The sequence below is a fragment of the Novosphingobium sediminicola genome, assembly GCF_014196525.1.
Classification (GTDB): domain Bacteria; phylum Pseudomonadota; class Alphaproteobacteria; order Sphingomonadales; family Sphingomonadaceae; genus Novosphingobium; species Novosphingobium sediminicola.
Window position 1 is genome coordinate 152,237 of record NZ_JACIDX010000009.1, and the last position, 11,854, is coordinate 164,090.

Annotated in this window: 8 protein-coding genes; 5 read left to right on the forward strand and 3 right to left on the reverse strand. The window is 61.6% G+C overall.

Going from position 1 to position 11,854, the window contains the following annotated elements; all coding sequences use genetic code 11:
- Nucleotides 1–92 precede the first annotated feature (92 nt).
- Nucleotides 93–734, forward strand: coding sequence for a TetR/AcrR family transcriptional regulator (locus GGR38_RS12915; protein WP_183626139.1), 642 nt, complete (start codon nt 93–95; stop codon nt 732–734).
- A gap of 60 nt (nt 735–794) precedes the next feature.
- Here the strand turns inward: GGR38_RS12915 and GGR38_RS12920 are convergent, their stop codons facing one another.
- Nucleotides 795–3,110, reverse strand: a complete 2,316-nt coding sequence (locus tag GGR38_RS12920; RefSeq protein WP_183626140.1) for a TonB-dependent receptor — start codon at nt 3,108–3,110, stop codon at nt 795–797.
- Between the two features lie 495 nt (nt 3,111–3,605).
- Between GGR38_RS12920 and GGR38_RS12925 the strand changes: the two genes are divergently transcribed.
- Nucleotides 3,606–5,318, forward strand: a complete 1,713-nt coding sequence (locus tag GGR38_RS12925; RefSeq protein ID WP_183626141.1) for a tannase/feruloyl esterase family alpha/beta hydrolase — start codon at nt 3,606–3,608, stop codon at nt 5,316–5,318.
- A 6-nt stretch (nt 5,319–5,324) separates the two neighbouring features.
- Here the strand turns inward: GGR38_RS12925 and GGR38_RS12930 are convergent, their stop codons facing one another.
- The gene (locus GGR38_RS12930; RefSeq protein ID WP_183626142.1) at nt 5,325–5,831 is read right to left on the reverse strand and encodes a DUF3237 domain-containing protein; all 507 of its coding nucleotides are present in this window, start codon (nt 5,829–5,831) and stop codon (nt 5,325–5,327) included.
- Between the two features lie 74 nt (nt 5,832–5,905).
- On the opposite strand from GGR38_RS12930, the gene GGR38_RS12935 reads away from it, so the two are divergent.
- Both GGR38_RS12935 and GGR38_RS12940 read left to right on the forward strand, forming a co-directional pair.
- Nucleotides 5,906–6,976: an alpha/beta hydrolase gene (locus GGR38_RS12935; RefSeq protein ID WP_183626143.1), complete on the forward strand. Its 1,071-nt coding sequence runs from the start codon at nt 5,906–5,908 to the stop codon at nt 6,974–6,976.
- A 67-nt stretch (nt 6,977–7,043) separates the two neighbouring features.
- Nucleotides 7,044–8,048, forward strand: a complete 1,005-nt coding sequence (locus tag GGR38_RS12940; RefSeq protein WP_183626144.1) for a LacI family DNA-binding transcriptional regulator — start codon at nt 7,044–7,046, stop codon at nt 8,046–8,048.
- Here the strand turns inward: GGR38_RS12940 and GGR38_RS12945 are convergent.
- On the reverse strand, nt 8,045–9,217 hold the full coding sequence (locus tag GGR38_RS12945; RefSeq protein ID WP_183626145.1) for a glycoside hydrolase family 68 protein: 1,173 nt from the start codon (nt 9,215–9,217) through the stop codon (nt 8,045–8,047). The genes GGR38_RS12940 and GGR38_RS12945 overlap by 4 nt on opposite strands.
- A 242-nt stretch (nt 9,218–9,459) precedes the next feature.
- Here GGR38_RS12945 and GGR38_RS12950 point away from each other — a divergent pair, with 242 nt between their 5' ends.
- Entirely contained in the window at nt 9,460–11,817 is a 2,358-nt protein-coding gene (locus tag GGR38_RS12950) for a TonB-dependent receptor (protein ID WP_183626146.1), read from the forward strand.
- The last annotated feature ends 37 nt before the right edge of the window (nt 11,818–11,854 follow it).

The window sequence follows — 11,854 nt, forward strand, 5'->3', positions numbered from 1 at the left end:
CGCCCTTTGGGCCTGCCTTTGTTTGTCACACGACAAAGATATTTGTCAATCGACAAACTTACTCTCTCTTGCACTGTAACGGCGGCCACGGCATGACCTTCCCCATGCATCGCCCCAGAGCCACCAACACCCGCTATGACGGAGCGGAAAACCGCCGCCTCGTGCTGGAGGCGGCGCTGAGCGTCTTTTCCGACCTTGGCTTTGCCGGGGCCAGCACGCGGGCCATCGCCGCGCGGGCCGGGATCGAACAGGGCCATCTGGCCTATTACTTCCCGTCCAAGCTGGCCCTGTGGCAACAGGTGATCGAGGCCTTTGCCCGCGAGGGGGAAGCCTATCTGGCGGCCCATCTCACGCCCGAAATGCTGGCCGATCCGCGCCAGGCGGCGCGGCAGGTTTTGCCCGGCTATCTGCGCAGCTATGCCAATAATCCGCGCCTGACGCGGCTGATGCTGCAGGAGTTTTCGGTCCTGTCCGAAAGGCATGAATGGGTGGTCGAAACCATGGGCAGGCCGGTATGGGAAAGGCTGCGCCCCTTGTTTCAGGCTCTGGCCGAGGCAGGGGCGCTGGGCGATGCAACGCCCGAGATCGCTTATTTCAGCATGATCGGGGCAGCCCTTATCACTTTCGGCAATCCCGACCTGATCGGGGCGATGACCAGCGCCGATCCGTTGGAAGCCAAGTGGATCGATCGCGCAATTGAGCATATGATGGGGCGTATTCTGGCGCCGACATAGCGTGGGCCAATGCGCTTTGCCCTCCGGACCGGGGTCCAGAGGGCAAAGCGTGATTGCAGATCAGAATTTGGCGTCCACAACCAACCCCACCGTGCGCATCGCCTGCGAGGTCAGCCAGGCAGTCTGATAGCTGCCATTGTTGCTGATCGCGGTGACAAAGCCGGTGTTGAACAGGTTACGGGCAAAGACCGCCGCGCTCCACCGCCCATCGGCATCGCGCACGCCGATCTGACCCCCGGCAATGCCATAGGCGCGCTGGGCCGTCAGCGGATCGCCGTTGGCGCTGAAATTGACCGAGCTGCGATAATTGTAATTGGCCTTGATAAAGCCGGTCATAGTCGCGCTGACGGGCACGTCATAGCTGGCATTGACCGAGAAGGTGAACTTCGGGCTGTTGGGCAGCGTGCGCCCGGTGTTGTTCATGAAGCTGGTGGCCGGAACGGTGGTCGATGTGCCGGGAATGGTGGTGCTGACAAAGCATCCGGGCTGGCCGGAATAGTTGCAGGTGCCATTGGGGAAATAGGCAAAGATGGCGTCGATAAAGGCCATGTTGCCGCCGATGGTGAGGCGCTGGGTCGGGCGGGCGGTGAAGTCCATTTCCACGCCCTGCGTGCGCACTTTGCCCGCATTGGCGATCTGGAGAATGGCAAGATTGGTGCCGTTAAAGATAAACGGCGTTGCCACCTGCGTCTGGAAATCCTGAATATCGGTGTGGAACGCATCGATGTTGAACACCAGCTTGCGATCAAACCATGCGGTTTTCAGGCCCACTTCGTAATTGGTGGGAATTTCGGGGTTTGAGAACAGGGGCTGGCCCAGCGCATAGCCGCTGACCAGACCGATGCCCGGCCCCTTATAACCGCGCGAATAGGTGGCATAGGCCATCACATCGGGCGTGATCTTGTATTCCATGCCCAGCTTATAGCTGAAATTGTCGGCCTTGCGGTTGCTGGGATAATTGGTCTGGTCAAAGGCCAGCGGGGCCGCGCCGGGGAAAGGATTGTCGGTGGGGCTGACCAGCGTGCGGTTATAGTTGATCATGGTCAGATCGTCATGGGTATAGCGCCCACCCACGATCACTTTCCAATTGCTGGCCAGATTGATGTTGCCCTGACCAAACAGAGCATAGTTGAGCGTCTGGATATCGGGCTGGGCCTTGCGGCTGTAAATCGCGCTCGATGCGGGCAGGCCAAGCTGGCCCTGCTGCGGATAGGCCGCCTTCAGGTTCTGGTTGAAGTAATAGAGGCCCACCACATAATCGACCAGCCCCCGCTTGGGCGAGGCAAAGCGCAATTCCTGCGTCAATTGCTGCTGGGCTTCATCGGCGCCGTTGATCGGGAAGAAAGGCGTGTCGGTAAAGCCGGTGTCGGTGTTGTCATGGATGATCCAGCGGCGGAAGGCCGTGATCGAGGTCAGCGTGTAATCGCCGATCGACTTGTTGATTTCCGCCGAACCGCCCCATTGCACCATGTTGAGATAGACCGGCCCGCCGACATTGGTCTTGCGATTATCGAGGCTGGGCACGATGTTATAGGCGTTCATGCGCTGGACCACATAATTGGTCGGCGAGGCGCCCGTCGTGCCGACAATCACCGATTGGCAGCAGTCCGAATTGTGCTGTCCCCAATCCAGCGCCAGCAGGACCGAGAGATCATCGCTCGGCTTGTAGAGCAGCTTGGTGCGAAAACCGCCCTCGGACTGTCCGCCCAGCGTCTTGCCGGTATACACGTTCTGGATGAAACCGTCGCGGTGGTTGAAATAGCCGTTCACGCGCCAGGCCAGCTTGTCATTGACCGGCAGGTTGACCATCGCCTCCAGCTTGGTTTCATTGTCCGTGCCATAGGAAGCGCGGGCGCTGGCCTCGAATTTCTGGATCGGGTTCTTGGTGGTGATCGACACCACGCCCGCCGAACCGCCCTTGCCGAACAACATGCCCTGCGGCCCGCGCAGAATATCGACCTGCGCAATATCGGCCAGATCGCCCGTGCCCATGCCCGGACGGCCCAGCACCACGCCATCGACCACCACGCTCACGCTCTGTTCGGTGCCATCGGCAAAGGCGAAAGTGCCCACGCCGCGAATGGCGAAACCTTCGCCGCGCACGCTGTTCGATTCGGCAAACTGGACGCTGGGCGCAAGGAAGCGGATGTCGGTGATATTGCTCAGATTGGCGGCTTTCAGCACTTCGCCGCTGACCGAGCTGACCGCGACGGGCACGTCCTGAAGGCGCTCGCTGCGCTTTTGTGCGGTCACCACAATATCGACCACGCCTGCGTTCTGATCACCTTTGGCAGGCGCGGCGGCATGGGCTGAGGTTCCGACCGCGCCCAGCATCAAGGCGGCAAGCGAAATCGACACGGCGAATTTGGTTTTCATGGTCCATCTCCCAATTATTTTATGTTTTCAATGTTTTGAAAAGGCATTCCGCGATGCCGACACATGGCCGGACAGCATCGGCTGCTCTTTCAGAAGTCTCTCATCCCCGCCGCCTGCTTTATGTATGCAATCAAGGACAATTCCCCGATCAACGCATGCAGTTCGGCGCTTCTATGGCGACGAGGTATTTCAGGTTTACAGCGCTGTCAAATCGGAATCGCAGCAATGTATGCAGGAAATCGATTTTCTATATATTTTGCGCACAATGATTCCAATCTTCGGATATTTATCCTTGGACATATTCCGAACTGCGAACACAAACTTGCTCCGTGTATACAAATGTAAGCCTCCACATCGGCCAAAGATAGGAAGTCAGGCATGGCCGGTGCTCGGCCAAGTGGAACGATCGTCATGAGCCGAACAGGCACCGCAGGCTTTTGAACCGGGGAGCAAGACCCCACTTGCGCAAAGGTTTGCGCATGGTATGGTCCGCCTATGCGCAACCACCTCCGCTCCCCCGCCCTGCTCGCCGCCCTGATCTTTGCCGGATCGGCGCTTAACAGTCACGCCGCAAAGGCAAGCACCGGCTGCGCGGATCTGGCCCATGCCGACCTGTCCGATCTGGTGATCGAAAGCGCTCGCAGGAATATGGCAGGCCCCGCCCCGCTTGCCGCCATGCCTGCTGGGGTGAATATGCCGCCCGCCCCAATCCTGCCCGCTCATTGCGAGGTGATCGGCCATACCGAACAGCGCACTGGCCGCGACGGACAGAATTACGCGATCCGCTTTCATCTGCGCCTGCCCGATGATTGGAATGGCCGCTTCTTCTTTCAGGGCGGCGGCGGCAGCGATGGCGAATTGGGCGATGCCATTGGCACAATGGGCGTCGCGCCGCTGGCACTGGCGCGCGGCTATGCGGTACTTTCGCAAGATTCAGGCCATGACAATACCACCAATTTCGATCCCAAACGCGGCGGTACGCTGGCCTTTGGCTTCGATCCGCTGGCCCGGGCCAATTACGGCCATGCCTCGCTGAAAAAATCAGTAACGGCGGCCCGAAAAGTCATTACCGCCCATTATGGCAAGGCCCCGCAGCACAGCTATTTCGTTGGCTGCTCAAAGGGAGGACAGGAAGGACTGGCGCTGGTTCAGCGCTATCCCTCCCTGTTCGACGGGGTGGTGGTGACGGCGCCGGGCCTGTCCCTGCCTCGCGCCGCGATTGGCGAGGCGTGGAACACCAAGAGCTTTGCGTTTTCCGCCGCGAACGGGCACGGTCCGCTTACCCCGCTCAATATCGCGCATGGGTTTTCCGATGGCGATTTTGCGCTCGCACGGCGGGCGATGCTGCGCGCCTGCGACAAGCTGGACGGCCTGGCCGACGGCATGATTCTGGCCGTGGGCCAATGCACCTCGGCCCGCGTTTTGCCCGCATTCAACGCCATCCGCTGCAAGGGCGGCAAGACGAACGCCTGCCTGACCAGCGCTCAAATCACCGCACTGCAACGCGTGAACAATGGCCCGCGCGACAGCAAGGGACATGTACTTTACGCCGGTTTCCCATGGGATGCCGGATGGGGCGCGGCCGACTGGCGCATGTGGCAATTGGGCACGGCCGATGGGCGGATCCCCTCGCTCAACATGCTGCTGGGCGCGGGATCGCTGGCCTCGGTATTTTCGGTTCCGCCGCAAGCTGTTGCACCCGGCGCGGAGAGCGGCCTGGCGTTTCAGATGGGCCTTGATATGGACAAGGTCGAAGAGCGCATCCTGACGCGCGGCGACGATTTTGCCGCGTCGGGCTGGGAGGATATTTCCGCCCGCTCAACCGATCTGACGGGTTTTCTGGGCCATGGCGGGCGGCTGATGGTGCTGCATGGCGGCTCGGACCCGGTGTTCTCCATCGCCGATACGCTGGACTGGTATCGCGCCATGCTGGTCCGTAACGGCGATGCAGCCCGGCGCGGCACGCGTTTCTTTGCAGTGCCGGGCATGAACCATTGCACCGGCGGCCCGGCCACAGACCAGTATCAGGCGTTTGACGCAATGGTCGCATGGGTGGAGCAAAAGCAGGCGCCAGAAAGACTGATCGCCCGCGCAGGCCCCGCATCCCCCTTTCCGGGGCGAGAAAGACCACTTTGCGCCTTTCCCAAAATCGCCCGCTATCGCGGCCATGGCGACCCGGAAAAGGCGGAAAGTTTCACCTGCAGCTGACCCGGTTCAATGCGCGCGATAGAAGCGGATCACCACCGAAGGATGGGCCGGGTCCTTGCCGCCTTCCAGTCGGCTGATCCACGCCCCGTGATTGAGCCAGCCATAGCGCCCCATCGGCGCCTCGAACCGGGGCGAGGTGAAAGCAGGCGTGAAAGGCTGGCCCTTTTCCGGACAGAATTGGCCATGGTTGACCACATTAAACATCACGCCATCCTCGGTTTGCAGGAAATAGTCGGCATGCAGATTGCTGCACCCTGCAGCGCTCTGCAATTGCCAGTCCCAACCGCCGGGAACGACCTTGCCCTTGATCGCCGGGCCGGAAAACTGTCCGCCGATAATGGGGATATAGCCACGTTGACCAAAGGCGGTTTGGCCCACCTCGACACGGGGCGCCAGCAGGACCTCGGCTTCAAACATAAACTCCAGTTGCGGCGCGGGCGGCGACGGTTCGACCGCCCCCGCCGCAGTGGTCAAGGATAAGGCCGATACGGCGACAAGTTTTAAAAAAGACATGATACAATCTCCCCCTGCATTGTGATTGTCGGCTGTTGTAAAGCAAACGTTTGTGCATTCCAAGGATGACTGACATGGGCAAGAGCATTTTCACTGGCGACCGCCGCACCGCCCTGCGCTGGATGAGCTGCGCGATGGCGACACTGCTGCCTGGCGGATCGTTGCGGGCAAACGAAGCGGGCGCAATCGCGGGTCTGCCTTTTGTCGATCCGGAACTGCGCGATGCGGCCCGACATATCATCGCCATGACCAGCGGTTTCTATCCGATGGGCGCCGCCAAATTGCCGATGCTGCGCGGTGCCATTGCGACTGCCAGACTTCCCGAACGCCCCGCCGTACCGATCCGCACCGCGATGGTGCCCGTAGGCGGCGGAATGGGCGAGGTTAAAGTCTATGTGCTGAACGAGCGCGCAGGCGCTGCGCCGCGTCCGGCCATTCTGCACACCCATGGCGGGGGCTTCATCACCGGCTCGGCCCTGCTGGAAATGCCCGGCCTGGTCGAATTGGCGCAGGAGCTCGACTGTATCATCGTCTCGGTGGAATATTCGCTGGCGCCCGAGGCGACATGGCGGGTGTCCATGGAACAGAATTACGCGGGCCTGCTCTGGCTGCATACACAGGCCGCTGGGCTGGGCGTGGACCGGGCGCGGATTGCCGTGGCGGGCGAAAGCGCCGGTGGCGGGCACGCCGCGCTGCTGGCCCAAACCGCGCGCGACCGGGGGCAGGTGCCGTTGGCGTTTCAATGCCTGATCTATCCGATGCTGGATGATCGCACCGGTTCGACATGGCAACCGGCGCCGGGTCTGGGGCGCATCGGCTGGGATGCGGATGCCAATCGCTATGGCTGGCGCGCGTTTCTGGGGCAGGCAGCGGGTGGGGCAGGAGTTCCCTCGCGCGCGGTTCCGGCCCGCGCCGCCAGCCTCGCGGGCCTGCCGCCGGCCTTCATCGGCACCGGCTCTATCGACCTGTTCGCCCGCGAAGACATCGCCTATGCGCAGCGCCTGACGGCCGAGGGCGTGCCCACCCAATTGCTGGTCCTGCCCGGCGCCTTCCACGGTTTTGACAAGGTGATGCCCAAGGCATGGGTCTCGCGCCAGCTATTGGCCGCACGCCTGGCGGCTTATCGCCGCGCCTTTGGCCTTTGATCCGGGTTTTGCTTGCCCGAACAAGGCGGGGCGATACATTGCAGGCCAAGCACAGGGAGCCAACGGATTGAACAGCCCGACGAATATCAAGCAATTGGCCGAAATGGCCGGGGTTTCCGCAGGTACCGTGTCGCGCGCACTTTCCGGTTCGGGACGGGTCAGCCCCAAGACGCGCGAAAGGATCATCACGCTGGCACAAAAGCTGGGCTATCAGCCCAATCTGCTGGCGCGCAACATGCGGATGCGCAAGACCAGCACGGTGGGCATGCTGGTGCCGCTGGGCCATGATGATCTTCAGCATCTTTCCGATCCGTTTTTCAATACGATGAGCGGCTATCTGGCCGATGCGCTGGCCGATCACGGCTATGACCTGCTGCTCTCGCGCGTCATCCCTTCGGATGGGCGCTGGATCGAGAATTATGCCCGATCCGGCCGGGTCGACGGCGTGCTGATCATCGGCCAATCCAATCAGTTGGCGGTGATCGAGGCGACCTCTTTGGGCTATCACCCGATGGTCGTGTGGGGCGGTCAGGTTCCGGGGCAGCATCATTGCTCGGTGGGTTCGGACAATCGCGCGGGCGGAATGATGGCCGCGCGCCATCTGATCGAGCAGGGGTGCCGCCGCATCGCCTATCTGGGCCCGGTGGAGGGGCCGGAATTTGGCGCAAGGCTGGATGGGGTGCAACAGGCGCTGGCGATTGCCGGACGGGGCGAGGAACTGCAGATCATGCCTTCGCATTGCGAACCGGCCGCCGCCTATGACGATGCGCTGGGGCTGCTGCGCGCTTTGCCGGTGATGCCCGACGGCATTGTGGCGGCCTCGGACGTCACCGCAATCAGCGTGATCCGCGCTTTGGGGACATTGGGGCTGCGCGTCCCGGATCAGGTGAAGGTGATCGGCTATGACGGCCTGCCGCTGGGCGAGCTGGTGACGCCTCCGTTGACAACGATCGATCAGCAATTGCGCCATGGCGCGCGGGTCATGGTGGACCTTTTGCTGAAACGCATGGCCGGGGAGCCGACCGGCAGCGTGCTGATCGACCCCCAACTGATCCGGCGCGAATCCACCTAAATCCGCCCGATATCATCGCTCAGCCGCAGGGTAAGCCAAGGCGCGGGGCTGCCACCAAAGGCTTTGCGGCGCCCGGCGGCATCCAAAGGCACCGCATCGGGGGCAATGCCGGGCAGATCGGCAAAGCTGGTGACGCGACCATCGCTCAAAACCCACCAGCTATAGGCCTGCCAGGGGGCCTCTTCGGGATTGCCCGCGATCAGCGCGCCGCCGTTGATCGGGCGAAACGGCCCAAGCGGCGAGGCCCCCACCAGCCCATAAAGGCCGGTCGGCCCCTGCGGCCCATCGGCGGCAAAAACTTTGCGCTGGGTGGACCAGAACAGGTAATAGCGCCCATCGATTTGGCGCATATGGGGCCGCTCTAATTCATTGTTCAGCCCATCGGCATCGACCAGCGGCGACAACAGGCGCCATGGTCCCAGCGGCCCATCCGAAGATTGCGCCACCCCGATCAGGCCATTCCATGGAGAGGTCGAGCCCGCCTTTGAAGCGGTGAACAACAGGTAATGCTCGCCGCTGAGCGGATCGCGAAAGCAGCAGGGATCGCGGAAGGCCTTGATCGTTCCGGCCCCTCCTTCGCTTCCCTGAACGCGCAGGTATAGGGCGCCATCGGCGGCAACCGCCTCCTCCGGGGCGCTCCAATCCTTGATGGCGGGCCGATCAGCGTGCCAGATCAGGGTGCCCTGCGAGAAGAAGAGGCGCTGCTCAAAACTGGGCGCCGCTTCGCCCCGGCGTCCGGCGGCGGTGAACCAGCACAGGACCCGCTGCTGCTCGGCATCATAAAGCGCGCTGCCCGACCATTCCCGGCTGCCGGGCGTGTGACCTTCGGGAAAGGCCGGGCCGTGGTCGATCCAGCCGGAGCCATCGGCGGCTTCAAGCAAAAGGTGGATACGGGCGATGGCGTGGCGGTCCTCCGGGTCGAGCAGAACCGGCGCAGCCAGCGCGAACCAGAGGTGGCCTTGCGCAAAGGTGTGTGCATGGCCATCGGTATCCTCGACAGGCCACATATCCCATATGTCGAGATCCGGCAGGCGATCTGCACATTGACGGCGAGCGAAGGCAGGGATGGTCGTGGCGGGCGATGGGACACAACGCGACGCATGGTCGCGGGTCCAGCGAAAGGCGGGCAGGTGATGCGAATCAGCCACATATTGCAAACGTTTGTTCATTTGATCCTCTCGAAAATCCCTTCACGCCCGAAATAGCGCTTCAAGATCAGTATTTTGCCGGAATTCCTGCGCCATCTCACACCGGAAAGACGCCGAACAAATTCCCTCTAGGCAACCAATGCTATCGATTGTAACAGATGCGCAATCGGTTGTGCAACTACTCTGAGTCGCCTGCAACAACCGTACGAGAGCGGCGCCGAACAAGGCGCTGGAAAACACAGGACCGATCCTGGGAGGATGCCATGAAATATTCTGCAATCTTGCTTGGCAGCGTCGCGCTGTCCGCCCTGACAACCCCCGCCTTGACCACGCCCGCCTTCGCACAGGAGGCGACAGCAAAGGACGAACCGCTCACCACCGAAATCGTCGTGACCGCGCAAAAGAGCAGCGAGAAACTGTCCAAGGCCCCGATCTCGGTCAGCGTCGTTTCGCAGCTCGCGCTCGACCGGCAATCCATCACCAGCGCCGACCGGCTGGTATCGACCGTGCCCTCGCTCCAATTGAGCCAGAACGGCTTTTCCATTCGCGGCATAGGCAGCAACAATGCCTTTTCCGGCTATTCCACCGTCGCCACCCAGTTTGACGGCATTTACAACCCCTCCTCGGTCGCGCTGGGTCTGGCCATGTTCGACATCGGCTCGGTCGAGGTGCTGCGCGGGCCGCAGGGCACCGTTTATGGCCGGAATGCGACCGCAGGCGTGGTCAACATCAATTCGGCCGATCCGGGCCGGAATCTGGGCGGCAGCGCCAGTCTGCAATATGGTCGCTTTAACGAAATCCGCGCGCAGGCCGCCGTCGATCTGCCGGTCAGCGATACGTTCGGCCTGCGCATCGCGGCCTTTCGCCAGATCAATGACGGCTATGGCCCGCAATTGCACGGCGCACGATTTGACCAGACCGATCTGGCGGGCCTGCGCGTAACGGCCAAATGGGCCATCACCCCGACGCTGACATGGCGCGTATCCGGATCTTATGGCGAAAACAACGGCACGGTGCCCGCCGTCTATCTGCGCAATTACAATTATTATCCGCAAGCCAATCTGACCACCGGCAGCTTTGGCCCGGTCACCATCATCCCCACCAGTTTTGACACCATCAATCCGGGCCTGGATCAGGTGTCCGCCAACCGCATCAATGTCAAAAGCTATGATGTCCGCTCAAAACTCAACTGGCAGGTCGGCGACGGCCTGAGCCTGACCTGGCTGGCTGGTTATTCCTCGCTGGTGAACAATGGCGTGGCGGCGGCCTCGGGCGTGTTCTCGCAGGAATACATCAATCACAAGACCAATAGCTGGTCCCACGAACTGGACGTCAATTTCCAGCGCGGCCCGGTCAAGCTGGTGACGGGCGCCTATATCTATCAGGACGAAATCCCCTCGGGCCAGCGCCTGCTGCATGCGGGCAACACCGCGCCCGCGCCTTTTGCCAGTGTCTACAATATCTTCGGCCCGCTGGTGGCCAGCACCGGCAATCAGATCGGCACGATCAATGCGGTCGACGTGGTCAACACCTATTCCGGCGAGGGCAGCAAATCGCGCGCCCTGTTCGGGCAGGGCACATTCTCTCTGAGCGACCGCCTGCGCGCCACGGCGGGCCTGCGCGCCACATGGGATGATGTGAACGGCCGCGAACAGCAACTGGTCTGTCCCGGCGCCACGGTCACGCGGGCCAATATCAACGCTTCCTCATGTCCGGGCGGTTTTGCCATCGCCTATACCGATGATCGAGGCCGCAGCGCCGCCAGCTTCAGCAAGGTAAGCTGGAAGGCGGGGCTGGACTATGACCTGACGCCGGGCATTCTGGCCTATGCCACGGTTTCCACCGGCTATCGCGGCGGCGGCCTGCAATCGAGCGGCAATCCGGTGAGCTATCGCCAATATGCCCCCGAAACCGTCACCAATTATGAAGCTGGCCTGCGCGCCAAGCTGTTGAATGATCGCCTGTTCATCGGGCTTTCCACCTATCAGATGGACTATAACAACCTTCAGGTTTCCTCGGTGGTGGTCGATCCGGTGCAAGGCCCGATTGCCGTCACCACCAATGCGGCCAAGGCGCGCATTCGCGGGGTGGATCTGGAAACCTCCTATCGTCCCAACCGCCATGATACGATTTCAGGCTATCTGGCCTTTATGGATGCCAAATATCTCAGCTTCCCCGGCGCGTCGGACAATCTGCACTCGGCCGATACGATGTATAATATCTTCGCGCCCTTGCTGGGCTATGCCGCTATTCCCTCCGCCTCGGCCGATTATTCGGGCAAGCGGCTGACCAATGCACCGCAATTGAGCGCTCGCTTCAGCTATGCCCATGCCTTCGATCTGGCCTCCGGGGCCAGGATCACGCCCTCGGTCGATTTCTATGCCCAGAGCAAGACCTTTGCCAGCAGCGACAATGCCGTTCAGGGGCGCATCGCGGGCTATACCAAGACCGATCTCAACCTGCGTTATGATGACCCAAGCGGCCATGCCTATGTGAACCTCTATATGAACAATGTCGAAGATCGCCGCATCGCCACAACGGTGGTCCCGGTGTGGAGTTCGACCACCGCCAGCTATGCCCCGCCGCGCACTTATGGCGTGCGTATCGGGTTCAAATATTGAAACTTTCCTCTGAACATGCCATTCCCATCGCGCCGGT

What these genes read in the sequence shown, in the direction of transcription:
- GGR38_RS12915 (WP_183626139.1), top strand. Translation starts at nt 93, where the DNA reads ATGACCTTCCCCATGCATCGCCCCAGAGCCACCAACACCCGCTATGAC.
- GGR38_RS12920 (WP_183626140.1), bottom strand. Translation starts at nt 3,110, where the DNA reads ATGAAAACCAAATTCGCCGTGTCGATTTCGCTTGCCGCCTTGATGCTG.
- GGR38_RS12925 (WP_183626141.1), top strand. Translation starts at nt 3,606, where the DNA reads ATGCGCAACCACCTCCGCTCCCCCGCCCTGCTCGCCGCCCTGATCTTT.
- GGR38_RS12930 (WP_183626142.1), bottom strand. Translation starts at nt 5,831, where the DNA reads ATGTCTTTTTTAAAACTTGTCGCCGTATCGGCCTTATCCTTGACCACT.
- GGR38_RS12935 (WP_183626143.1), top strand. Translation starts at nt 5,906, where the DNA reads ATGGGCAAGAGCATTTTCACTGGCGACCGCCGCACCGCCCTGCGCTGG.
- GGR38_RS12945 (WP_183626145.1), bottom strand. Translation starts at nt 9,217, where the DNA reads ATGAACAAACGTTTGCAATATGTGGCTGATTCGCATCACCTGCCCGCC.
- GGR38_RS12950 (WP_183626146.1), top strand. Translation starts at nt 9,460, where the DNA reads ATGAAATATTCTGCAATCTTGCTTGGCAGCGTCGCGCTGTCCGCCCTG.